The 23,443-nt window shown below is 70.1% G+C and carries 16 protein-coding genes and 2 pseudogenes; 5 read left to right on the top strand and 13 right to left on the bottom strand.

The annotated features are described in order from the left end of the window. The first annotated feature begins 132 nt into the window (after positions 1-132). Complete coding sequence (locus ABZU99_RS05205; RefSeq protein WP_355947828.1) at positions 133-1,503, top strand: hydroxylase; 1,371 nt, start codon at positions 133-135, stop codon at positions 1,501-1,503. Positions 1,504-1,567: 64 nt separating this feature from the next. Here the strand turns inward: ABZU99_RS05205 and ABZU99_RS05200 are convergent, their stop codons facing one another. After that, a complete protein-coding gene (locus tag ABZU99_RS05200; RefSeq protein ID WP_356045539.1) occupies positions 1,568-2,113 on the bottom strand; it encodes a snapalysin family zinc-dependent metalloprotease in 546 nt (181 codons plus the stop codon). 167 nt (positions 2,114-2,280) lie between these two features. Here ABZU99_RS05200 and recQ point away from each other — a divergent pair, with 167 nt between their 5' ends. Next, positions 2,281-4,158, top strand: coding sequence for a DNA helicase RecQ (gene recQ / locus ABZU99_RS05195; protein ID WP_356045542.1), 1,878 nt, complete (start codon positions 2,281-2,283; stop codon positions 4,156-4,158). Between the two features lie 51 nt (positions 4,159-4,209). On the opposite strand, the gene ABZU99_RS05190 is transcribed toward recQ, so the two are convergent. Together ABZU99_RS05190 and ABZU99_RS05185 are read right to left on the bottom strand one after the other, a co-directional pair. Continuing rightward, on the bottom strand, positions 4,210-6,426 hold the full coding sequence (locus tag ABZU99_RS05190; RefSeq protein WP_356045544.1) for a family 16 glycoside hydrolase: 2,217 nt from the start codon (positions 6,424-6,426) through the stop codon (positions 4,210-4,212). Further along, a complete protein-coding gene (locus ABZU99_RS05185; protein ID WP_356045547.1) occupies positions 6,426-8,846 on the bottom strand; it encodes a ThuA domain-containing protein in 2,421 nt (806 codons plus the stop codon). Before ABZU99_RS05185 ends, ABZU99_RS05190 begins: the two co-directional genes overlap by 1 nt. Positions 8,847-9,150: 304 nt before the next feature. On the opposite strand from ABZU99_RS05185, the gene ABZU99_RS05180 reads away from it, so the two are divergent. Beyond that, positions 9,151-10,134: a multicopper oxidase domain-containing protein gene (locus ABZU99_RS05180; RefSeq protein WP_356045630.1), complete on the top strand. Its 984-nt coding sequence runs from the start codon at positions 9,151-9,153 to the stop codon at positions 10,132-10,134. A gap of 201 nt (positions 10,135-10,335) precedes the next feature. Here the strand turns inward: ABZU99_RS05180 and ABZU99_RS05175 are convergent, their stop codons facing one another. Both ABZU99_RS05175 and ABZU99_RS05170 read right to left on the bottom strand, forming a co-directional pair. Continuing rightward, entirely contained in the window at positions 10,336-10,935 is a 600-nt protein-coding gene (locus ABZU99_RS05175) for an FCD domain-containing protein (protein WP_356045549.1), read from the bottom strand. Next, positions 10,824-13,219, bottom strand: a pseudogene (locus tag ABZU99_RS05170) (glycosyl hydrolase family 65 protein). The gene ABZU99_RS05175 and the pseudogene ABZU99_RS05170 overlap by 112 nt, the downstream one beginning before the upstream one ends. Positions 13,220-13,406: 187 nt before the next feature. Here ABZU99_RS05170 and ABZU99_RS05165 point away from each other — a divergent pair. Beyond that, positions 13,407-15,983 carry a PA14 domain-containing protein gene (locus ABZU99_RS05165; RefSeq protein WP_356045552.1) on the top strand — a complete coding sequence of 859 codons (2,577 nt, stop codon included), beginning with the start codon at positions 13,407-13,409 and terminating at the stop codon, positions 15,981-15,983. A 286-nt stretch (positions 15,984-16,269) separates the two neighbouring features. On the opposite strand, the pseudogene ABZU99_RS05160 reads toward ABZU99_RS05165, so the two are convergent. The 6 genes and pseudogenes from ABZU99_RS05160 to ABZU99_RS05135 all read right to left on the bottom strand — a co-directional run. Then, a pseudogene (locus tag ABZU99_RS05160) lies at positions 16,270-16,692 on the bottom strand (GNAT family N-acetyltransferase); the annotation flags it as partial. Between the two features lie 42 nt (positions 16,693-16,734). After that, positions 16,735-17,118: a tautomerase family protein gene (locus ABZU99_RS05155; protein ID WP_355947809.1), complete on the bottom strand. Its 384-nt coding sequence runs from the start codon at positions 17,116-17,118 to the stop codon at positions 16,735-16,737. 107 nt (positions 17,119-17,225) lie between these two features. Next, positions 17,226-18,005 (bottom strand): GvpL/GvpF family gas vesicle protein, encoded by a 780-nt coding sequence (locus tag ABZU99_RS05150; protein WP_356045555.1) that lies wholly within the window; start codon positions 18,003-18,005, stop codon positions 17,226-17,228. 36 nt (positions 18,006-18,041) lie between these two features. Further along, complete coding sequence (locus tag ABZU99_RS05145; protein ID WP_356045558.1) at positions 18,042-18,965, bottom strand: SRPBCC family protein; 924 nt, start codon at positions 18,963-18,965, stop codon at positions 18,042-18,044. Beyond that, positions 18,965-19,486, bottom strand: coding sequence for a hypothetical protein (locus ABZU99_RS05140; RefSeq protein ID WP_356045560.1), 522 nt, complete (start codon positions 19,484-19,486; stop codon positions 18,965-18,967). Before ABZU99_RS05140 ends, ABZU99_RS05145 begins: the two co-directional genes overlap by 1 nt. Before the next feature lie 113 nt (positions 19,487-19,599). Further along, positions 19,600-20,388, bottom strand: coding sequence for a helix-turn-helix transcriptional regulator (locus tag ABZU99_RS05135; protein WP_356045563.1), 789 nt, complete (start codon positions 20,386-20,388; stop codon positions 19,600-19,602). Between the two features lie 53 nt (positions 20,389-20,441). On the opposite strand from ABZU99_RS05135, the gene ABZU99_RS05130 reads away from it, so the two are divergent. Next, on the top strand, positions 20,442-21,614 hold the full coding sequence (locus ABZU99_RS05130; protein WP_356045565.1) for an MFS transporter: 1,173 nt from the start codon (positions 20,442-20,444) through the stop codon (positions 21,612-21,614). Here ABZU99_RS05130 and ABZU99_RS05125 read toward each other — a convergent pair. Beyond that, the gene (locus ABZU99_RS05125; RefSeq protein WP_355947969.1) at positions 21,611-21,793 is read right to left on the bottom strand and encodes a hypothetical protein; all 183 of its coding nucleotides are present in this window, start codon (positions 21,791-21,793) and stop codon (positions 21,611-21,613) included. The genes ABZU99_RS05130 and ABZU99_RS05125 overlap by 4 nt on opposite strands. Before the next feature lie 117 nt (positions 21,794-21,910). Further along, positions 21,911-23,428 carry a glycerol kinase GlpK gene (glpK, locus tag ABZU99_RS05120; RefSeq protein ID WP_356045568.1) on the bottom strand — a complete coding sequence of 506 codons (1,518 nt, stop codon included), beginning with the start codon at positions 23,426-23,428 and terminating at the stop codon, positions 21,911-21,913. Positions 23,429-23,443: the final 15 nt, after the last annotated feature.

Below are 23,443 nucleotides of genomic sequence, written 5' to 3'. Positions count from 1 at the left end.
CGTCGGACCAGTCGTCAATCCGGCAGCGCGGTGAGGAGGACCCCGGTACCCTCCTCACCGCGCCTGGTTGACGGGTTCTGCCCGGAGCCCCAGGCTTGGTCCGTACCGATCATGGGCCGGGAGGGGCTGGGGATGAGCGGCAGGGCCGTAGTGGTGGGCGGCGGACTGGCGGGAACGCTGGCGGTGGGTGCCCTGATCGGGCACGTGGACACGGTCACCATCGTCGAGCGCGACCGCTACCCCGACCGGCCTGTCTTCCGCAAGGGCGTCCCTCAGAGCCGCCATCTTCATGTCTTCCTCAGCGGCGGACAACTCGCCCTGGAAACGCTGCTGCCCGGGACGCTCGCGGAGCTGGAGGCGGCGGGCGCGCGCCGGATGGAGGCGCCACGGGATGTGATCACCAAGGGGTCGAACGGCTGGGCGCGCCGCTACCACGAGGGCAGACACGCCGTGATCAGCTGCACCCGTCCACTCTTCGACGCCACCGTGCGGAAGCGGGTGCTCGCCGAAGCCGCCGGATCCGGGACCCGGGTGGAGGTGCTGGAGGCGAGCGAAGCCCTCGGGCTGCTCGGCAGCGCCGAACGGGTGACCGGCGTACGGGTGCGCTCGCGCGATGCGGGCCGCGCCGAGCGCGACCTCCACGCCGACCTGGTCGTCGACGCCTCCGGACGCGCCTCGCGCGCCCCCCAGTGGCTGGCCGAACTCGGCCGCCCGGCGCCGCGCGAGGAGGTCGTCGATGCCGGAATCGGCTACTGCACGCAGATGTTACGGCCCACCGAGCCCCTGGACATGGCCGTGGTCCTCCAGCCGCGCCCCGACTGCCCGCGCGGCGCCGCATGGGCGCCCGTCGAGGATGGCAACTGGCTGCTGACCCTGTCCGGTGCGCGCGGCCAGCACCCGCCGACCGAGGAGTCAGCCGTACTCGACTTCGTGGAATCCCTCGGCGAACCGCATCTGGTCGACAACCTCAGAACCTCGGACGCCGTGTCGCCCCCGTACGGATTCCGCGACACCTCCAACCGCCGTCGGCACTACGACGCTCCGGGCGGTGTCCCCGAGGGATTCCTCGCGGTCTCGGACGCCGCCTGCACGTTCAACCCCGTCTACGGGCAGGGCATGGCGGTCGCCGCGCTGAGCGGCCTGGCCCTGCGCGAGGTGCTCGCCGACGGCGGCCTGCGGCCGGGCTTCGCGGCCACGGCACAGCGCGCGGTCGCACGGGCGAGCGACACCGCCTGGCTGACGGCCGTCGGCGCGGACCGCCCATACGCCGAGAACGCGACGCCGCCGGGCCTCGCCGAGCGGATGCAGACCTGGTACTTCGGCCGCCTGGTCGACCGGGCGGCGATGGACCCGGTGGTCGGCGCGGCCTTCCGCGACATCACCCACCTGGCCGCCGGCCCCTCCCGACTGCTCTCCCCCGCCGTAGCGCTCCGCACGATCCTGCTGCCGCGCGGAACGGGCCTGGCCGCGATGCCGCTGCGGGCCGAAGCCGCGCCGGGCTGACCGCGGCCCGGCCCCCGGCCGGAGCGGGCCGGGAGCGTACTTCCGGCCCGCTCGGGTCAGTCGTTCACGTACGGGCGGCCGCCGCGGCATTGGCGAAGCCGAAGCTGTCCTCGACCTCGGCCTCCTCCGCGGCGTTGGGGTAGGGGTTGGTGCATGAGGTCCCGGCGGTCGAACCGGACATCAGACTGGAGCACGGCCCCGGCTTCCGGTCGGGCAGGCCGAGGATATGGCCGAGCTCGTGCGAGGAGATCCGTACGGTGTCGTAACCGTCGTCGACGGCCTGGCGGCCGAAGTAGATCGTGCCGTTGCCCAGGGTCGTCGAGACGGTGCGGGGCCAGCCGTTGTCCGCGACGATGCGGACGTTCGCCCGCTGTCCGGACGCTACCGGTGTGAGCTGTACGTTCACCACGCTCTCGTTCCAGACCGCCGCGCCCTTGGCCACGGCGTCCTTGAACTCGGCGGCGCCGGTGGCGTCGTATGTCACCACCCGCGTGGCGGCGATGCGCTCCGCCGTGGCGGCGGGGGCGGCCACGGCCTGGCCGCCGCCCGCCAGGGCGAGCACCGCGGCCACGGCGGCGGGTAAGGCGCGGGCGAGCGTGCGGGATGTCACGATCGGCCTCCTCATGGGGAAGGATCCACTGCGGATGTAGGCATGGACATGACGCGTGACCTTGCCTCATCGGCCACTCTGCCCACACCCGGCCGTATCCAACCAGCAGGCGCGCCCACGGCCGGAACGGGTCACAGCGGTCCCGCTCGGACCTCTAGAATCGCCGGATGGCTCTCCTCCCCGACCACCCCGACAACGATCCGCGTGACGATTCCAGTGAGGCCCTGCGCGTCCTGCACCGCGTCTTCGGATACGACGCGTTCCGGGGAGGCCAGCAGGAGATCATCGAGCATGTGATATCCGGTGGTGACGCGCTGGTCCTGATGCCGACCGGCGGCGGCAAATCGCTGTGCTACCAGATCCCCGCGCTCGTCCGGAAGGGCGTCGGGGTCGTCATCTCGCCGCTGATCGCGCTCATGCAGGACCAGGTCGACGCGCTGCGGAATCTGGGGGTGCGGGCCGGATTCCTCAACTCCACCCAGGATCTGGACGAGCGGCGACTGGTGGAGGCCGAGTTCCTCGCGGGCGAGCTCGACCTGCTCTATCTCGCCCCCGAGCGGCTGCGGGTCGAGTCGACGCTGCGGCTGCTGGAGCGGGGCACGGTCTCGCTGTTCGCCATCGACGAGGCGCACTGCGTGGCGCAGTGGGGACACGACTTCCGGCCCGACTATCTGGCCCTGTCCGAGCTCCATGAACGCTGGCCGGACGTGCCCCGGATCGCGCTGACCGCGACCGCCACCGAGGCCACCCACGCCGAGATCGCGTCCCGGCTGAAGCTGCAGGACGCCCACCACTTCGTGGCGAGCTTCGACCGCCCGAACATCCAGTACCGGATCGCCCCGAAGAACGATCCGAAGCGGCAGCTGCTGGAGCTGCTGCGCACCGAGCACGCGGGCGACGCGGGCATCGTCTACTGCCTGTCCCGCTCCTCGGTGGAGAAGACCGCCGAGTTCCTGGTCAGCAACGGGATCGCGGCGGTGCCGTATCACGCGGGCCTCGAGGCCCGGACCCGCGCCGAGAACCAGGCGCGCTTCCTGCGGGAGGACGGTCTGACCGTGGTGGCCACGATCGCGTTCGGCATGGGCATCGACAAGCCCGATGTGCGGTTCGTGGTGCATATGGACCTGCCCAAGTCCGTCGAGGGCTACTACCAGGAGACGGGCCGCGCCGGGCGTGACGGTCTGCCCTCCACCGCATGGCTGGCGTACGGGCTCCAGGACGTGATCCAGCAGCGCAAGATGATCGACACCTCGGAGGGCGACGATGCCCACCGGCGCCGGCTCGGCGCTCATCTCGACGCGATGCTGGCGCTGTGCGAGACCGTCGAATGCCGCCGGGTCCAGCTGCTCGCCTACTTCGGCCAGCAGAGCACCGCGTGCGGCAACTGCGACACCTGCCTCACCCCACCGGAGTCCTGGGACGGCACGGTCCCCGCACAGAAGCTGCTGTCGACGATCGTCCGGCTGAAGCGGGAGCGGAACCAGAAGTTCGGCGCGGGCCAGATCATCGACATCCTGCTCGGCAAGAAGACGGCCAAGGTCATCCAGTTCGACCATGACGCGCTGTCGGTGTTCGGCATCGGCACGGAGCTGCGCGAGGCCGAATGGCGCGGTGTGGTACGGCAGTTGCTGGCCCAGGGTCTGATCGGCGTCGAGGGCGACTACGGCACGCTGGTGCTCACCGATACGAGCGCCGAGGTGCTGAACCGGCAGCGCGAGGTCAGGCTGCGGCGCGAGCTGGAGAAGGCGGCGCGCGCCGGGAAGGGGAAGTCCGGGGCGTCGGGATCGTCCGGGAAGGAGCGGAAGGCGCCGGTGGATCTGCCCGAGGAGGCCGTGCCGGTCTTCGAGGCGCTGCGGACGTGGCGTGGTGCCACCGCGAAGGAGCAGGGCGTCCCCGCGTATGTGATCTTCCACGACGCCACACTGCGCGAGATCGCCACCCGGGCCCCCACGACGCTGGACGAGCTCGGCACGGTGAGCGGTGTCGGCGAGAACAAGCTCGCGAAGTACGGGCAGCAGATTTTGGACACACTCGCGGCGGAGTAGCGCGAGGGGTGTGCCGTACGGGCCGGGATCTGGGCCCGTACGGCATCAGCCTCACAGCTCCTTGATGCGGATGTTGCGGAACGAGACCACATCGCTGGTGCTGTGGGTCTGCAGACCGATGTATCCGGAGGCATACCGACGGCCGTCCGTGCCGGGGTCGTCGGCGCGCGGCGGGGTGAACTCCTGGCCGCCCGCGTTCTCGAACTCATTGATCAGCACACCGTTGCGGTAGACCGAGTAGTGCTGGCCGACCACCCGGACCTCGTAGTCGTTCCAGCTCCCCTTGGGGGTGACACCCGCACCGCCGAGCCCGACCCGGTCGAAGCCGTAGATCGAGCCCGTCTTGTACATGTCGCCGTCGGGACGGTCGAGGATCTGCACCTCGTGCCCGTATTTGATGGCGACCCACTCGGGGCGGGACTCCTCCGGGTGGTCATGCACATTCGGGAAGCGGACGAAGACACCGCTGTTGGCGTTGCCGGCCCCCGGTGCGTCATCGCGGAACTGCAACTTCAGGGAGAAGTCGTCGTACGTCCGCTGCGGGAACCACAGCATGCCCATGCCCTCGACCGTGGAGCTGCTGGTGATGGTGGAGTCGTCGTTCAGCCCGAAGGCCCCGCCGCCCACGTGCTGCCACTTGTCGAAGGACTTCTTCGTACCGTCGAAGAGATCGCGGTAGCCCTCGCTCTGGCCGGGCTTGCCGATCCCGGACTGCTCGGCGGCCTCGTTGATCAGGCCGTATTCGCGCTGGTCGATGACGCCGTCGGCGAGCAGCTTGTCGGTGACCGCGGTGATGTGCTTGAGGAAGAGGGCGTGGGAGGACCAGTCCTTCTCGTCCTCGATCAGCTCATTGATGGTGCAGCGGCTTCGGGTGATGCGGTTGGGGACGCCGGTGTCGACCGTGCCGACGATGACGGTGAGCCGCTCGTCCCACTCCGGGCACGCGGGGGCGGGCACGCCGCCGCCCTCGGCCACGGTGAACGCCACCTGCCCCGCCCGGGAGGTGTTGCCCGCCTTGTCGGTGGCGCGGTGGGCAAGGGTGTGCCGGCCCACGCGGTCAATGACGACGGGGGCGGTGTAGGCGAGGTAGGGGCCACCGTCCAGCGAGTACTCCGTCTTGTCCACACCGGACTCGGCGTCGGTGGCGGTGATGGTCACCTTGGCGGTGCCCACGTAGTTGCCGTCGGAGTTCTTGGCGCCCTCGACCTTCGCGGAGGTCACCGGGGGCGTGGTGTCCTGGGTGGGCGGGGCGACGACGCGGAAGTCCACCGACTTCACCGCCGACACATTGCCCGCCTTGTCCGACGCCCGGTACCGCACCGTGTGCGCCCCTGTGGCATGGACCATCACCGGCACGGTGTACGGCTGGTACTCGCCCTGATCCACGGCGAATTCGATCCGGTTGACGCCGGATCCGGTGTCGGAGGCGGTGACAGTGACGGTGGCCATGTCGATGTACGCGCCGGACGGGTCCTTCTCACCGGACACGGTGGCCGACGTCTCGGGCGCGGTGGTGTCATCCGTGGGCGGCGCCACCACGGTGAAGTCGGCCGACTTCACCTGCGACACGTTTCCGGCCTTGTCGGTGGCCCGGTAGCGGACCGTGTGCGCGCCGACCTCGTGCACCATCACCGGCGCGGTGTACGGCTGGAAGGCCCCGTCCCCCATCGCGTACTCGATCTTGTCCACGCCCGAGCCCTCGTCGGTGGCGGACACGGTGACCGTGGCCATGCCGATGTACGCGCCGTCCGCGTTCTTCTCGCCCTCGACCTTCGCCGCGGTCTCGGGCGCCGTGGTGTCCTCGCCCCCGCCGCCGTCGGTGACGACGAGAATGCCCTGCATCTCGCCGTGGCCGGGGATGGTGCAGTGGTAGCGGTAGCGGCCGGGGGTAAGGGTGACCTCGGCGGTGTGCTTGCCGCCGCTGTCGTCCGAGGGGTTGGCGAGGATGTTCAGCGGGACGTCGTTGTTGTACTCCGGATCGGAGACGTCGAAGGTCAGAGTGTGCGGCATCCCCATGGTGTTACCGGTGGCGACACTGTTCTCGAAGACGATGGTGGTCTTCCCGGCGACCGCCGTGGTGGGCGCCGAGGTGTACTTCGTGATGTCGTCGCCCGCGGTCCAGGTGAGCGTCTGCTGGACGGCCTGCCGGGTGTCGTCCTGCCCGTAGGCAGCGGCCGCGGTCGCCGAGCTCAGTCCGAGGATCATGAGCAGCGCGGCGAGCAGCGCCGTCCATGGTCTGGGGGGTTCTGGGCGCGTTCGTGCCACCATTACTCCGCCTTCCTGGCCAGATCCTTGGCGAGCGGAGTGGGCTCGCCGCCCTGGTAGGTGATGTGCCACAGCGCCGACTTGGCGTCGGAGGTGAAGAAGCCACGCCCGTAGTCGAGGACGTACAGCGAGCCGTCCGGGGCGAACTTCCAGTCCATGAGGTTACGGATGCCGTCTCCACCCACCGGGATGATCTTCTTGAGCGATTCGGCGTGGACGGGCAGTCCGCCCTTGCCGACGGTCCCGGGGTCGGTCAGCACGGCGTGGCGCGGCTGGTCACCGTCGTAGAAGTCACCGACGAACCACTTGCCGTCCCAGTACGCGGGCCACTTGGTGGTGCTGTTGCTCGTGGCGTCGTACCGGTAGACCGGGCCGTTCATGGTGGCCTGGCCGCCGCCCTTGAGCCACGGGAGCAGGAACTTCTGTTCCGACGTCCGGTAGCTGGGGATGCCGTTCGCGTCGCGCGGATAGTCCGGTCCGCCGCCCTGGGGCGAGTACCAGATGGTGTTCGCGGTGATCGGCGGCAGGTTCACCAACCCGTCGTTGTTGGGTGACTCGTTCTTGGGGCGGTCGCAGTCGTACCAGCCCAGCGGCTTGCTGGGGTCGGGCAGATTGCGATCCCGGTACGGCTGCTTGTTGCCCATGCAGAAGGGCCAGCCGTGATTGCCCGCCTTGGTGATGGCGGCGAAGGTGTCGTACTTGGCCGGGCCCCAGGTGGTGCTGGGCTCGCCGGCGTCGGGGCCGACCCAGCCGGCGTAGAGGATGTCGGTCTTCTGGTCGACGAAGATACGGGCCGGGTTGCGCACCCCCATCACATAGATCTCGCCACGGGTCTTGCCCCCGCCCTCGTCGGGCTCCTCGCCGGTGAAGAGATTGCCCTCGGGGAGGGTGTAGGTGCCGTCGTCCTCGGGGTGGATCCGCAGGATCTTGCCGTTGAGGTTGTGGGTGTTTCCGGCGGTGCGGCGGGCGTCGGCGAAGGACACGCCCTTGTAGTTGGGCTGCGGGTTGTTGCCGGAGTACCCGTCGCTGAACCGGGAGGAGTTGTTGTCGCCGGTGGCGATGTAGAGATTGCCCTTGGAGTCCCAGGCCATCCCCCCGCCCGCATGGCAGCAGCTGTGGATCTGCACCGGCCAGGAGAGCAGGACCTTCTCCGACCCGAGGTCCAGCTTGTTGGTCTTCGGGTTCAGGGTGAAGCGGGAGACGCGGCGCTCGGCCATCCGCGTGTCCCGGTTGATCCGGGAGTGCGGGGTGTAGTGGAGATAGACCCAGCCGTTGGAGAGGAAGCCGGGATCGAGCTCGATGCCGAGCAGCCCTTCCTCGTTCTTGATGAGCTCGTCGCCACCGCCCTTGTTGCCGAAGACGGTGAGGGCGCCGGCAAGGGTGACTTTGCCGGTGGCCGGGTCGTACACATGGATCTGGCCCTGCCCCTTGCCGATGTCGGGGTCGTTCCAGTCGGTGACCACGGGGGCGCTGTTGTCGCCACCGCCGCGCCCGATGTACAGCACCCGGCCGTCCTTGGCGGTGACCAGCCCGTGCGGCTCGCCGATCTGATCGGACTGGCCGGGCTGATTGGGCTTGGTGACGCGCTCGGCCTTGTAGTTGGCGGTGATGGTGGCCTGGCAGTCGGCCCGGGCGAGCCGGGTCGTCCACAGCAGCGCGCCACGCAGATGGGCGCGGAAGTCGGCTTCCTGGAAGCCGGCCGCGGTGCCTCCCATACCGGTGTAGAAGGACCGGCCACCGTCGTAGTCACGGCACCAGGAGATGGGGTGGTCCCAGCCGTTGGCACCCGCGCCCGGCTGGTAGCTGCTCTCCCGGACCCGGGCGACGGTGTGCACCTTGCCGGAGGGGTTGGCCGACCAGTTGAGCCACTTGTCCGGGCGCTTCCACTCCAGCGGCAGGTCCTTGGTGGCCGGGTTGACGTGGTCGCCCACCTCCACCACGGCCCGCTGGACGGCGGTGGGGCTGGTGGCGGCGGGGCGGGCGCCGACGAGCCCGGTGTACCAGTCGGAGTACGGCTCGTTGCGGGCCGCGTCATGGATGCCGAGGAAGCCGCCGCCTGCCTCCATGTACGCCTCGAGACCGGCTTCCTGCTCCGGGTCGAGCACATCGCCGGCGCCGGTCAGAAAGACGACCGCGTTGTACGTGCCGAGCTTGGCCGTGGTGAAGACGGAGGCGTGGGCGGTGGCGTCGACCCTGAAGCGCTCGGCCGCCGGGCCCTGCGCGCCGATCTTCTCGATGGCCGCGATGCCCGCGTCCACGGTCGGCGGCTCGTCCCCGGCCGAGGCGTGGAAGACCAGCACCCGTACGTCGTCACCGCCCGGCGGGGACGGCAGCGCGAGCGGCGCACGATCCTCGGGCCGGGCGGCGGCCGGGGTGCCGCCCAGCATGGTCGCGGTGAGGGCGCCGAAGAGCAGCGCCGCCATCCCCGCACGTCTTCCCCGCAGCCGACGCGCCGTCAGCGCTCGCCTTTCTGAGGGCTTTTGATACGGTTCGTCCCGCATTGGTCACCCATCCCTCTCACGTACTGGAAACACCGTTGAAGGAAGCTAGACGTCTTTTCGCAAGCCGCCAATAGCTATGACCGCCATTCAACTAACTTTGTCCTGAGCGTGGATGAACGAACATTCTCCGGCTACGGTGAGATCCATTCCCCGGGGCATGTGCGCAGCGGTAACGACAGTGGTAACGCAGCGAGTTGGGAGAGCGATGAGCGACGCACCCGGCACCATGCCCAGACGCGGATTCAGCCGGCGGCTGCTGGCCGGCGGTGCGGCAGCCGCGGCCGCCGGCCCCCTGGCCCTCGCCTCCCCCGCCGCAGCGAAGGCGCCGTCCGGCACGGTCCGTACGGCAGCGGCGGGCGGCAACGTCCGCCGTCTGAAGCTCTACGCGGAGAAGCTGCCGGACGGCCAGATGGGCTACGGCCTGGAGAAGGGCAAGGCATCCATCCCCGGCCCGCTGATCGAGCTGACCGAGGGCGACACCCTGCACATCGAGTTCGAGAACACCATGGACGTCACGGTCAGCCTCCATGTGCACGGACTCGACTACGACACCGCCAGCGACGGCACCCAGCTCAACCGCAGCGCCGTGGAGCCGGGCGGCACCCGCACCTACACCTGGCGCACGCACGCCCCGGACACCCGCGCGGACGGCACCTGGCGGCCCGGCAGCGCGGGCTACTGGCACTACCACGACCACGCGGTCGGCACCCCGCACGGCACCGGCGGCCTCCGCAAGGGGCTGTACGGTCCCGTGGTGGTGCGCCGGGCGGGCGACATCCTGCCGCAGAAGCAGTTCACGATCGTCTTCAACGACATGACGATCAACAACAAGTCCGGGCATGACGCGCCCGAGTTCCGGGCGACGGTGGGCGACCGGGTCGAGATCATCATGATCACGCACGGCGAGTACTACCACACCTTCCATATGCACGGGCACCGCTGGGCGGACAACCGCACCGGGTTGCTCACAGGGCCGGACGACCCGAGCCGGATCATCGACAACAAGATCACCGGACCGGCCGACTCCTTCGGCTTCCAGGTGATCGCCGGGGAGAACGTCGGCGCGGGGGCCTGGATGTACCACTGCCACGTCCAGAGCCACTCCGACATGGGCATGGCCGGACTCTTCCTGGTCGCCAAGCCCGATGGCACCATCCCCGGCTACGACCCGCACCATATGACCGCGCAGCGCGGGCCCCGAGCGCGGTGATGCGGCGGGCGGGAGTGCGGCCACCACCCGCCCGGCTTGGCATGGAGGCAGGTGGCCGGCGCTGGGCGGCGGCCTTCTCGGCTGTGACCGGGCCCGAGCGCTTCGCGTCGTCGACGAACGCACATACCGCGGCGTCGTGTTCCGTCCCCCGGCGGACCTGGATCACTACGCTGCCCATCCTGGGATCGACGTCCCAACCGCTCACCCGGCCGGGGCCGCCTTCTTCGCGGCCTTCCGCACGACCAGGAGCTGCCGAAGGACTTCCCCGCGGCGCGCATCGCCTTCGGCTCCAGCAGCATGGCGTGGCCGCGGCCTCCCGGACCGGCCTCGGCCGCGCCTGGTCCGCGGTGAGACCGAGGTCCTTGCCGAGGGCGCGGACGGGCCCGGCGGCGGGGGCGATGGACTCAGGGAGTCTCGTCCGGGTCCCGGTTCAGCGGGCGCACCTGGGCGACGGTACGGACATGGCGGCGCATGGCCGTGGCGGCGCATGGCCGTGGCGGCGGCCTTGGAGCGCCGCTCGGCGATGGCGTCCAGAATGCGCTGATGCCGGTCGAGTGAGCGCTGGGGAGGGCTCCGGCCGGGGCCCAGTGACGGGAGCGCTCGATGTCCGATGAACTCATCTCGATACTCGTGCTGGTGGTGGTCTTCGTCATCGCCACCATCTGGTCGATCAAGCGGCGCACGGCGCGTCAGCCGGGCGGCAGCGGAAGCCAGAGGGACTCGCCCGGGGCGACCCTCAGGACACGGTCGGCGAGCCGCACCTCGATCGGCGGCTCCTCCGAGTCCGGCACACTGATCCACAGCCGTCCGGACCGCATGCGCAGGGCGACGCCCCAATGGCCCCGGTAGCGCACCGAGAACCCGTACTCCGACAGCTGGGGGAGCGGCACCGGATCCAGCCACAGGGCGTCCTCGCGGGTCTCCAGCCCGGTGAGTCCGCGCTGCACCAGATCGAGGGTGCCGCCCATGGCGCCAAGGTGGACGCCTTCGCCCGTCGTGCCGCCCTGCACATCGGCGACATCGCCGATCAGCGCCTCCTGGCAGTACCGCCATGCCTCGGCCCGCCGCGCCCGTACCAGCACCCAGCCGTGGACCAGCCCGCTGAGGGTCGAGCCGTGGCTGGTGCGGCGCAGGTAGTACGCCACCGTCGCGCGCCAGGTGTCGTCGTCGAGGACGTAGCCCAGTCGCCGGAAAAGGGCCGACAGTTCGGCGGGCGAGAAGAGATAGCCGAGCATCAGCGCATCGGCCTGTTTGGACGCCTGGTAGCGGTTGACGGTGTCGCCCTCGGACTCCAGGATCCGGTCCAGCCAGCGGATGTCGCCGTAACGGGCGCGATAGCCGTCCCAGTCGAGTTCGGCGAGCGACTCATAGCCGTCGAACTGGCTGATGACGCCCTGGTGGAAGGGGACTCGCAGCCGTCGGGAGACCTCGTCCCAGCGGTCCGGCTCGGCGGGTTCGAGGCCGATGCGCTCGAACAGCTCCCGGCGGCGCGGCTCGGGCAGGGTACCGGCCAGCTCCAGCGCCCGGGCGAGCACCCAGGCGGCGGTGACATTGGTGTAGGCGTTGTCGTCGAGGCCGGGGCGGTCGGCGCCGGGACACTTCTCGTGGTACTCGTCGGGGCCGACCACACCGCGGATGCGGTACCGCCCGTGCGCCGGGTCGAGGACGGCGGCGTCCGCCCAGAAGCGGGCGATCTGGAGCAGCATCTCGGCGCCCTTGGTGTGCAGGAACTCGGCGTCGCCGCTGGCCTGGCAGTACTGCCACACGTCGTACGCGACGGCCGAGCCGACATGGTGCTGGAGCCGGGAGTGGTCGGGCAGCCAGCGGCCGGAGCGCGGGTTCAGATGAAGGAACTGGGTCTCCTCGCGCCCGTCGCCGCCGCTCTGCCACGGGTACATGGCACCGGCCCGCCCGGCGTCCGCGGCGGCGCGGCACGCCTGGGGCAACCGCCGGTGGCGGTAGGACAGCAGGGCCCGGGACACCTCGGGCAGGTGCAGATTGAGATACGGCAGGACGAACAGCTCGTCCCAGAAGACATGGCCGCGGTACGCCTCACCGTGCAGCCCCCGGGCCGGTACGCCCGCGTCCAGCTCCGCGGAGTGCGGTGAGAGCGTCTGCAGGACGTGGAAGAGATGGAGCCGCAGGATGTGACCCGCCTCGCCGGGCACCTCCAACGCCGCCTCGCGGCACAGGTGTTCCCACGCCGTCCGGTGGGAGTCCAGCAGCTCGGGGAAGCCCGATGCGTGCCCCACCCGGTCCAGGGCGGCGCTCAGCGGCTCGCCGATCGCCGGGTCCCTGGAGGTGTGCACCGCCACCGTCTTCTCGACGGTGACGGGCTCCCCCGGCGCGAGTGGCACCGTGAGGGTCCGGACGGCCGCGTGGCCGGTGAGCCGCTGCCCGGTGGCCGCGGGAGCGCCCTCGACGGTCCGGGTGCGCGCGGCCATGGCCACGCGGACGTCCGAGGTGGAGGTGCGGCAGTGCAGCCATACGGTGTCGGGGGTGGCGGCGCCGGTACGGATGCCGGTCAGATGGTGGCCAGCCAGCCGGCGGTAGCGGGCCACGCCCGTGTTGGCCACCGCGCCGTCGAGCGCGGATTCGATCTCGACCGTGCCCGGTCTGCCCTCGGCCCGGAAAGTGGTCCGCATCGCCGCCAGATGCGGATCCCCATGTGGACGAGCCGGTGCTGCTCGACGTCGAGCGTGGCATCCCGGCCGGTGAACCGCAGCCGCCGGAGCAGTGTGCCGTGCCTGAGGTCCAGGGTCTGCCGGTAGCCGGCCAGTTCGCCGCCGTCGGGCGAGAGCCAGCCGCCGGGCGCGCGGTCCGGATCGTGGATCCGGTAGCGCAGCGGCAGCCAGTTCGGCAGGTTGACCATGTCCTCGTTCTCGACCTGCCGTCCGGCGACCGTCGAGACCAGCCGGTTGTAGCAGCCCGCCGCGTAGGTACCCGGGTAGTGCACCTCATCGGCGGTGGTCTCGGGCGCCGCGCCCCGGGTGGCGACATAGCCGTTGCCCAGGGTGCACAGCGACTCGCGCAGCCGCTCCTCGGCGGGCTCGTAGCCCTCGTACTCCCACACCCAGTCCGACATCGCCGCTCACCGGCTCTCCTCCTCGACCCCCTCATTGTGGTCCGGCGCCCGGCGAGTTCACGGGCTGCGCCGCGCGCTCAGCGAAGAAAGTGCTGTTGCCTTGCGTTCACTGTTGACAGGTTCTGTTGAAGATGGCGCAATGGCGGCGCCCCACTTGTCCCAACAGCTGTTCCAGCAAGGAGGACATGTGCGATTCCGTTCAGCTCTCGCCAGATCCGTGATCGCGCCCCTGGCCCTGACGCTCGGCGCGCTCGGGTTACTCCCCGCCGCGGCCGACACCCCCTCCGACGATCCGGTCGTCCACGGCCTCCGGGGCGACTACTACCTCCAGTCCGCCCCGGGGGCCTTCGACTTCCACGAGCTCAAGGCGACCAGCCTCGACACCTCCCTCGACTTCGACAACCTGGAGCCGAGGCTGCAGAGCGCCACCGGCCGGTCCGACGACGTCAGCGTCCGGTGGACCGGCCGGATCACCCCCGAGCGCACCGGTGGACACACCTTCTCGATCATCGGGGACAACGGCTTCCGACTGTGGATCGACGGCCGCCCCGTCATCGACCACTGGGTCGACGACTGGGACAAGGAGCAGACCTCCGCACCCATCGAACTCACCGCGGGCCGCGCCTACGACATCAAGGTCGAGTACTTCGAGCACTACGGCGGCTCCAACCTCCGTCTGTCCTGGACCCCGCCGGGCGCGGCGAAGACCCCGGTGCCCGCCTCGGCGTTCCGGCTGCCCGCGGACTTCGACTACGACGGCCCCCTCAGCAGCGCCGTCCAGCCCGACGGCCGTACGCTCCTGATGGACTTCGCCCGGCCCCTCACCACTCCCCCGGCCGATCTGCCCACCCATCTGACCGCCGTCATCGGCGGCGCCGCCTGGCCGCTGGGACATGCCCGGCTGGACCCCGCCGACCCGTCCCGGCTGCTGCTCACCCTCAAGGAGCCGGTGGTCGGACGGGGCGGCGAGGCAGTCGTGCGCTACGACGGCAAGGGCGGCCTCTCCAGCGACAAGGGCGCCATCGGCCCGTACCTGGCCATCGGCGCCAACCACTCGACGTACCAGCTGACCACCCCCTGGGCCGATGACGTCAGCGCGGACAACTCCCACCCCGAGTACCCGCGCCCGCAGCTGACCCGCGATCAGTGGCGCAACCTCAACGGAACCTGGCAGTTCGCCGCCGCCGAGGACGGTCAGTCGCCCCCGTTCGGGCAGCGGCTGGCGGAACGGATCCTGGTGCCGTACCCGGTCGAGTCCAAGCTGTCCGGGCTGGAGCGCCATGAGGACCGCATGTGGTACCGGCGGACCTTCACCGTCCCCGCCGGCTGGAAGGTCGGCGAGGGAAAACGGCTTCGGCTGAACTTCGACGCCGTGGACTGGCAGGCCCGGGTGTACGTCAACGGCAAGCAGGTCGCCGACCACCGGGGCGGCTACGACCGGTTCAGCGCGGACGTCACCGACGCCCTGCGGCCCGGCCGCACCCAGGAGCTGATCGTCGGCGTCTACGACCCCACCGACGCCCCCGGCGGCGAGAACCCGCCCATGGGCAAGCAGCGCCTCGACCCCAGCGGCATCTTCTACACCGCCTCCTCCGGAATCTGGCAGACCGTCTGGATGGAGCCGGTCGCCACCGACCATATCGACACCCTCAAACTGACGCCCGACGTCCCCGGACAGACCCTCTCCGCCGACGTCCGCGGCGTACGGGACGGCGTGCCCGTCACGGCGACCGCGTACGACGGAAGCCGCCCGGTCGGCACGGCGACCGGCCGCACCGGCTCCCCCCTCTCCGTACCGGTCCCCTCCCCGCATCTGTGGTCCCCCGACGACCCCCATCTGTACCGGCTGAAGGTCACGGTCGGCCAAGACCGCGTGGAGAGCTACTTCGGCATGCGCAGCGTCGCCGTCAAGGAGGTCGCCGGAAAGCGGCGCACGCTGCTCAATGGCAAGCCGGTCTTCTCCATGGCCACCCTCGACCAGGGCTTCTGGCCCGACGGGCTGCACACCGCCCCGACGGACGAGGCGCTCGCGTACGACCTGAAGATGCACAAGCGGATGGGTTTCAACGCCGTCCGCAAACATATAAAGGTCGAACCCGACCGCTGGTTCTACTGGGCCGACCGGCTCGGTCTGATGGTGTGGCAAGACATGCCCGCCATGAACACCGTCGCGCCCTTGGAACCGGCGCAGCGGGAGTACGAGCATGAGATGAAGCGCATGATCGACCAGCACATCAGCAGCCCGTCGGTCGTCATGTGGGTCACCTTCAACGAGGGCTGGGGCCAGTACGGCGGCCCCGAGGTCCCCGCTCTCGCCAAGAGCTGGGACCCCACCCGGCTCATCAACGGGGCCAGCGGCTGGAACGACACCGGCAACGGCGACATTGCCGACATCCACGCCTACCCCGGCCCGGGCGAACCCCGCCCCGACGCGAACCGGGCCGGCGTCACCGGCGAGTACGGCGGTCTCGGCCTCGCCGTGCCGGGGCATGCGTGGCCCGTCCAGCACACCTATGTCGGCGTCGACAAGGAGGACTACACCGACGAGTACCTCAATCTGCTGGACAAGGTGCGGCGTCAGGTCGCGTGTCATGGCAGCAGTGGGGCGGTGTACACCCAGATCACGGACGTGGAGGGCGAGCTGAACGGGCTCCTCACGTATGACCGCCGAGAGACCAAGCCCGATGTCGACCGGCTGCGCCGGGCGCATCAGTCCCTGATCCGGGCGGCGGAGGATCCGACGACGATGGAGTGTGCCGGCTAGAGGAAGCGTCCCGACCCCGCCCCTTCCAGGGGGCTCCGCCCCCAGGCCCCCGCTCCTCGAACGCCGGACGGGCCCGGCCGATCAGGAGCGGAGGGCGGGGTCGGCGAGGCGGGCGGCGCTTAATGTGGAGACCCGGGTGGTGGACGAGGACGACCGGCTCTCCCCCACGTCTGCCGCGTCCCGTATGTCCGCGCGCGGGCCGGTCCTCTTTCCCGAAAGGCAACCCCCATGTCCGTGGAAACGACCTCCGTCGCCGAACCCCCGCACGCGCTGACGGTGGTCCAGGTCACGGCGGAGGATCCACTGGTGGAGACGCTGCGGGGAGCGGGCCGATGGTCTCCGGATCGGCCGAGAGGTCGAACAACGGCGTGTAGCCGGTGGCCAGATACAACCCGCGCGCCTCCGGCCGACGCGGGCCGGTGGTGAGGTGGATCCGTCGGTAGCCGCGCTCGGCGGCGCTCCGCTCCAGCGCCGCGATGACACGGCGGGCCGGCCCGCGCCGCCGGTGGGCCGAATGGGTCCAGATCCGCTTGAGCTCGGCAGTTTGCTCGTCGTACCGGCGGTACGCGCCTCCGGCGACCGGCTCACCGCCCTCCAGCAGCAGGAGCAGCACCCCGTGCGGCGGGGTGAACTCCTCGGACGGATAGCGGCTCAGCTCGCTGTGGGCGTCCTTGCCGTAGCGGCTGGAGTACTCGTCCCCCAGCTCCCGCTTCGGGAAGGCGCTCCAGGGGCTCCAAGGACGCCAAGGCCGTCAAACCGCATAGTGCGCGACCCCATTGCCGAACGACCAGTCGATCGACTCGTTCTCGGTCAGGCAGATGAACACGTTCCGCGGCTCGGTCCCCGCGTACTCATGCGCGAGCTCGGCGATGCGCCGGTACAGCGCCTGCTTCTGGGCGGGTGTGCGCCCGGAGCGCATCGTCAGCGCCACGTACACGATGTCGTCGTCGCGCCGCACACCGAGGTAATGGTCATAGCGCAGCGTGCTGTTGATGCCGTCGTGACTGACCAGCACCTGGAACCGGTCGTCGGGCGGGAAGCCGATTGCCTCCACCAGGGCGTCGTGCACGGCGCGGCCGAGCGCGTCGAGCCGGTCACCGTCGGCCCGCAATGCGTCAATACGGACAAGTGGCATGTCAGCGGGTCTCCTTGGAGTGGTGGCATCGATGAGTTCTGTGGCCGATCACGAGCATACATACTAGTAGGTACAGATGCGTGCCAGTGCGGCCGGCGGCGGACCCCTCACCGATCGGCGCCCTCCTCGGTCCCGTGCAGGGCGTCGGCCACGAAGTCGTAGGGGGCCAGTGGCCCGAGCAGACGCAGTTCGACGCGTCCGTGCCAGTGCCGGCCGAGGTGCTCGGCGGCCTGCTCGAACTCCTCCCGCCGCGCGTCCTCGACCAGGAACGAGGCGTTCACCAGCCCCTCGGCGGAGGCGGGTTCCTGCCACACCGAGGCGAGCACGTGCGGCGCCAGCCGGCGCTCGATCTCCAGGGCGTCCACCGCGCGCTTGGCCTCGATGGTCTCCGAGACGATCTGACTCAGCTGGATGCGCTGGTCGTAGCCCGCGTCCTCCGGCAGGCCCCGCAGCTCCTCACGGAGCCGGCGGGCCTCGGGCTGTTCGGTCACCACCTCGCGGAACACCGCGTCCTGCACATAGTGGGCCCGGAGGGTGAACTGCGCACGGGCGCTCAGCCGGTCGAAGGCGCAGGCGAAGTCGTCGTGCCCCTTGGTCAGCAGCTCATCGGTCACCGCGCCGGTGTCGCGCACCACCGTGCCGAAGCGCAGCGGCAGCACCGGCGAGGACTCCGCGGCCAGGGTGTCCAGCACCTTGGCGTGGGCGCGGCGATCGTCGGCAGTGCCCAGGGGCTTGTCGGCGGGCACCTCGCTGACCACGGCGGCCTGGCCACCGTGGCGGACGAGGGTGACCGGCGCCTCCGGGTCCCCGACGGCGGGCAGGCCCCTGAGCGAGTCGCCGGTCCGGTCGTCCGTGACCACCCCGTAGACATACCAGGCACCGGTCACCACGCTCACCTGTTCCGGGGGCGGGGGCGGGGGCCGTCAACGGCGGGAGCGCCGCCGTCTGGGCTCCTCTTCCTCCTCGTACTCCTCCTCGTCGTACTCGTCCCCGGGCTCCTCTTCCTCCTCCTCGGACTCCTCTTCCTCCTCCTCGGGCTCTTCTTCCTCGCCCTCGGGCCCTTCTTCCCCGCCCTCCTCGCGCTCGTCCTCCTCCACGACCTCGCCGTCGTGGATCACGCCTCGCCAGCCCACGACCTCGTCGGGGTTCAGCAGCACCACGCGCATGAGGTGACGGCGGAAGTGCTTGATCTCCAGGCGCGCCCGGCGGCCCTGGGCGCGCCAGAGGTTTCCGGTGTGCTCGAAGAAGCCCTGGGGCCAGTACTCCAGGACGAACAGGATCCTGGTGAGTTCGGGACTCAGCTCATGGAAGGTCACCGTGCCATCCACATGGCCCTTGGCGCCCCGGGACGTCCAGATGATCCGCTTGTCCGGCACCTGCTCGATGATCTCGGCCCGCCACTCGCGGTGCGACCACCAGACCTGGGCCTTCCAGTCCGACTCGATCTCATCGTCGTTCTGGACGTCCTCGACCTTCTTCATGTAGGAGGGGAAGTTCTCCCACTCGGTCCAGAGGTTGTAGGTGAGAGAGAGCGGCGCGCCCACATCGATCTGCTCCACGATGTTGGTGACCTTGAGCTTCTTGCCGCCCTTGCCGCCCTTGTCACTGCCGAGGCCCATGACTTCCTTGGCCTTGTCGATGGTCTTCTCCTTGACCTTGTCGACGGCCTTTTCCTTGACCTCGTCCAACCCCTTCTTCACCACCGGTTTCACCGGTATGTCAAGCCCGCCTCGCTCACCGGCCTTGCCCAGGCTGGTCACCGAGGACAGGGCCTTCTGGCCCAGGGCGGTCAGGAGCCCCTGCGCTTCCTTCTTCAGACGTCCGGTCGGCAGCTTGGCCTCAGCCATCACTCATCACCCTTGACTCGTCGCCCCGATTCACCGGCGGTGGTCTTCTTCTGACTCTTCGCCGGACGGTCGGCTGACTTCTGCGGCGGCTTGCTGCCGCGCCGTTCCTCACCGCGGCGTTCGCCGGTGCGGCGCTCGCCGCCCCGCCGCTCCTCGCCGCCGGACCGCCGCGAGGCGGTCTCCTCCTCGCGCTCCTCGTCCGTCGGCCCCTCGTGTTCCTCGCCCTGCGGGGCGGTGCGCAGCATCGAGGCGCGGCGCTCCATCCGGTCGCTCAGAGCGTCGATGCGGTGACTGGCCGCCGACATGGCCGCCGACCGTCCCGCGGACACCAGCTGACGTCCGACCTGGTTGCCCAGTTTGCCGAGTTCGGAGGACTGCAGCCGGCCGAGACCCCCTGGGGGACGGCAGGATCCGAGCTGCTTGCCCGCTGCCAGACCGGCGAGCATGAGAGCCGTCCTCTTGTGACCACGCCCGAAGAGGTAACCGCTGGTGAAGACCAGTGCCGCCCGGCCTTTCTTCATGATCGCTCCTCCTCCCGCCGCCGCAGCGAGGTAGCCGTACAGGGCATATCACCAATTATGGAGCACTTCATCCCATCTAGTGACCTTTTACGGCGGGATGGCCGACGCCTTGACTACGGAGAAGGGTCGGGGATGAGCCCTTGGTTTCCGGCTCCTCGAAGACGGCGGTTGTGGGTTCCGGGGGTGTAGCCGAAGGCGCGGCGGAAGACATGGATGAACGCGCTGGTGGAGGACCAGCCACAGCGGTGGGCGACGGTGGTGACCGGGGTGTTGTCCGCCAGCATGCGCAGGGCGTGGTACAGGCGCGCCTGGGTGCGCCACTGCGGGAAGGTCATGCCGAGTTCGGAGCGGAAGAGGCGGCTGAGGGTGCGTTCGCCGGCTCCGGTCGCGACGCCGAGGGCGGCGAGGGTGCGGGGATCCGCCGGGTCGTCGTGCAGGATCGCGCAGACGGCTGCCAGCCGGGGGTCGGTGGGAGCGGGCAGCTGGATGGGCTGCTGGGGTGAGGCGCGCAGCTGGTCGCGGAGGACGGCCAGCAGCCGGCGGCGCTCCGCGCCGGTGTCGTGGGGGGCGCGGGTGTAGGCGAGGATCAGCTCGCGCAGCAGCGGGCTGACGGCGAGAACGGTGGGTTCGTCCAGGCCGAGCGGATTGTCGCCGGCGTCCAGACCGATCAGGTGCAGATCGAGGTGGCCGTGGGCACGGTGTGCGTGCACGGTTCCCGCGGGGACCCAGATGGCGCGGGTGCCGGGCGCGAACCAGGTGCCGGCGTCGGTGGCGACGGCCAGCACGCCGGACCCCGCGTAGATGATCTGGTGGTCGTCGTGACGGTGTGCGTCGATGCGCTCCCCGGCGGCCAGGGCCTGGGCGCGGGTCGGGGCCTGCGGCGTGTGGCGGATGTTCGACACAAGACGGCAGATTATCGAAAGCGCGACAAGCTGTCGTATAACACGATCGACGCGTGTCAACTCACCGGATCGCGCTGCGCAAGAAACCCATCACGCTGCTGTCCCTGGGGCACGGGTGCGTGGACGTCTATCAGGGAGCGGTGGCCGCGCTGGTGCCGTTCTTCGTCTCCGAACGGGCCTACACCTACGCGGCGGCGTCCGGCATCGTCCTGGCCGCCTCGCTGCTGTCCTCGGTGGTGCAGCCGCTGTTCGGGGCGCTCACCGACAAATGGGCCCTGCCGTGGCTGCTGCCGATGAGCGCGCTGGCGGCCGGCGTCGGTGTCGCCCTGAGCGGCATCACCGACTCCTACCCGCTCACCCTGGCGGTGGTCGCCGTGTCCGGGGCCGGTGTCGCGGCCTACCATCCCGAGGCCGCCCGGGCGGCACGCCACGCCAGCCGCGGCAGCCACACCGGGATGGGCTGGTTCTCCCTCGGCGGCAATCTCGGCTTCGCCACCGCCCCCTTGATGGTCTCCGCCGTCATCGCCACCGGCGGCCTCAAGGCATCCTGGCTGCTGATCGTCCCCGCCCTGGCCGGAGCGGCCCTGTGCGCGGCCGCGCTGCGGGCGCTCAAGGGACCCGCCGGGGCGACGGCGGACACCCACGCGAGCGAGTCCGTCGGCAGGAACGACTGGGCGTCATTCACCAAGCTGTCGGGGGCCATTGTGTGCCGCTCGATCGTCTTCGTCGGTCTGAGCGCGTTCATCTCCCTCTATGTGCGCGAGCGCACCGGCGGAGGGGATGTCTCGGGCACGGCCGCCCTGTTCGTGCTCTACCTCGGCGGCGCGGTGGGCACGGTGGCCGGAGGACGGCTCGCCACCCGCTACACCCGCGTCACGGTCGCCCAGTGGTCCTACGCCCTGACCGTCGTGGCCGTCGCCGGTGTCGTCCTCGTATCCGGCCCCGCGCTCTACCTGTTCGTCGCCCTCACCTCGGCCGGCCTGTACGTGCCCTTCTCCCTGCACATCACGCTCGGCCAGGACTATCTGCCCCGGCGCGTGGGCACCGCCGGCGGGGTCACCCTGGGCCTGACCGTCAGCGTCGGCGGCGTCGCCGCTCCCCTCATCGGCGCCCTGGCCGACGCCACGTCCCTGCGGACCGCCCTCATCCCCCTGATCGTCCTGCCCGCCCTGGGCTGGCTGCTCCTGCGTACGTTGCACGAGCCGGCCGTTCCCGAAATACCTTAGAACTTACGGGCGCAGACCACCTTGGTGTAGCCGTCGACCCGCTTGTCGAACTTCTCGAACGCCACCGGCGCCTGGTCCAGCGGGAGTTCATGCGAGACCACGAAGCTCGGCTTGGCCCGGCCGGCGATGATCAGGTCGCGCGGCTTGGCTTGGATCCGCGGATCGTCGACGTCCTTCACGGCCTGCGGATCACCGCTAAGCGGTTACGGCGAAGTCACGTGCTGATCCTTCTCGGCGTCCAAGCCCTCGGCCAGGCCGAACGGCGAGGGATCAGCGGCGAACTTCACCGCATCCGCTTAGGAGATCTCCATCCAGCCCAGGGTGCGCTCGACGGCCTTCTGCCAGCCCGCGTACCCCTCCTCGCGCTGCTGCTCGCTCCACTGGGGCTCCCAGCGCTTGGACTCGCTCCAGTGGGAGCGCAGCTCATCGGTGTCGCGCCAGAAGCCGATGGCGAGCCCCGCGGCATAGGCGGCGCCCAGGGCCGTGGTCTCGGCGATGACGGGGCGGCTGACCGGCACGCCCAGCACATCCGCCTGGATCTGCATGCACAGCTCGTTGTCGGTGACACCCCCGTCGACTCTGAGCACATCGAGGTGGATACCGGCGTCCCGTTCCATGGCCTCCACCACGTCCCGGCTCTGGTAGCAGATGGCCTCCAGGGTGGCCCGTGCCAGATGGCCGTTGGTGTTGTAGCGGGTGAGGCCGACGATCGCGCCGCGGGCGTCGGAGCGCCAGTACGGTGCGAACAGACCGGAGAAGGCGGGGACGAAATAGGCCCCGCCGTTGTCCTGGACGGTGAGGGCGAGCCGCTCGCTCTCGGCGGCGTCGCTGATGATCTTCATCTGGTCCCGCAGCCACTGGACGGCCGCCCCGGTCACGGCGATGGAGCCCTCCAGGGCGTAGACGACGGGGCTGTCGCCGAACTGATACGCCACGGTGGTCAGCAGCCCGCTGTTGGAGCGGACCAGTTCCGTGCCGGTGTTGAGCACCAGGAAGTTGCCGGTGCCATAGGTGTTCTTGGCCTCGCCGGGCGCGAAGCACACCTGGCCCACGGTGGCCGCCTGCTGGTCGCCGAGGACACCGGTGATGGGGATCGCGGCGCGCAGCGGGCGGGTGGTGCGGGCGGTGCCGTAGGCCTCCGGGTGGGAGGAGGGGTTGATCGTCGGCAGCATCGCGCGGGGGATGCCGAAGATCCCCAGCAGCTCGTCGTCCCAGTCCAGGGTCTGCAGGTTCATCAGCATGGTGCGGCTGGCGTTGGTGACGTCGGTGGCGTGGATGCCGCCGCCGGGGCCGCCGGTGAGGTTCCACAGCACCCAGGCGTCGGTGTTGCCGAAGAGCGCGTGGCCGCTCTCGGCGGCCTCGCGGACGCCGTCGATGTTCTCCAGGATCCACTTGATCTTGCCGCCGGAGAAGTAGGTGGCGGGCGGCAGCCCGGCCTTGCGGCGGATGACCTCGCCATGGCCGTCGCGTTCGAGGGCGGCGGCGATGCTGTCGGTGCGGGTGTCCTGCCAGACGATGGCGTTGTAGTACGGCCGCCCGCTGCGGGGGTCCCACACGACGGTCGTCTCGCGCTGGTTGGTGATGCCGATCGTGGCCAGGTCCGCCGGTGAGAGCTCGCTGACGCGAAGGGCGTTTTGGATCACGGAGTTGGTGCGCTCCCAGATCTCCACCGGGTCGTGCTCGACCCACCCCGCGCGCGGCAGGATCTGGCGGTGTTCCAGCTGGTGCTTCGCCATCTCGTCACCGTCGTGGTTGAAGATCATGAAGCGGGAGCTGGTGGTTCCCTGATCCACCGCACCGACGAATTCCGGCATGCTGCCTCCTCTCGT

The sequence above is a fragment of the Streptomyces sp. NPDC005266 genome, from assembly GCF_040607655.1.
GTDB lineage: Bacteria > Actinomycetota > Actinomycetes > Streptomycetales > Streptomycetaceae > Streptomyces.
The sequence above is the reverse complement of the archived record's forward strand: the minus strand, read 5'-3'. Positions and strand labels throughout refer to the sequence as shown.

Bases quoted from the DNA above. Each gene is read 5' to 3' on its own strand.
- ABZU99_RS05155 (WP_355947809.1), bottom strand. From the start codon at position 17,118: ATGCCACTTGTCCGTATTGACGCATTGCGGGCCGACGGTGACCGGCTC.
- glpK (WP_356045568.1), bottom strand. From the start codon at position 23,428: ATGCCGGAATTCGTCGGTGCGGTGGATCAGGGAACCACCAGCTCCCGC.
- ABZU99_RS05185 (WP_356045547.1), bottom strand. From the start codon at position 8,846: ATGGCGGCGCTGCTCTTCGGCGCCCTCACCGCGACCATGCTGGGCGGC.
- ABZU99_RS05180 (WP_356045630.1), top strand. From the start codon at position 9,151: ATGCCCAGACGCGGATTCAGCCGGCGGCTGCTGGCCGGCGGTGCGGCA.
- ABZU99_RS05205 (WP_355947828.1), top strand. From the start codon at position 133: ATGAGCGGCAGGGCCGTAGTGGTGGGCGGCGGACTGGCGGGAACGCTG.
- recQ (WP_356045542.1), top strand. From the start codon at position 2,281: ATGGCTCTCCTCCCCGACCACCCCGACAACGATCCGCGTGACGATTCC.
- ABZU99_RS05190 (WP_356045544.1), bottom strand. From the start codon at position 6,426: ATGGTGGCACGAACGCGCCCAGAACCCCCCAGACCATGGACGGCGCTG.
- ABZU99_RS05140 (WP_356045560.1), bottom strand. From the start codon at position 19,486: ATGAAGAAAGGCCGGGCGGCACTGGTCTTCACCAGCGGTTACCTCTTC.
- ABZU99_RS05145 (WP_356045558.1), bottom strand. From the start codon at position 18,965: ATGGCTGAGGCCAAGCTGCCGACCGGACGTCTGAAGAAGGAAGCGCAG.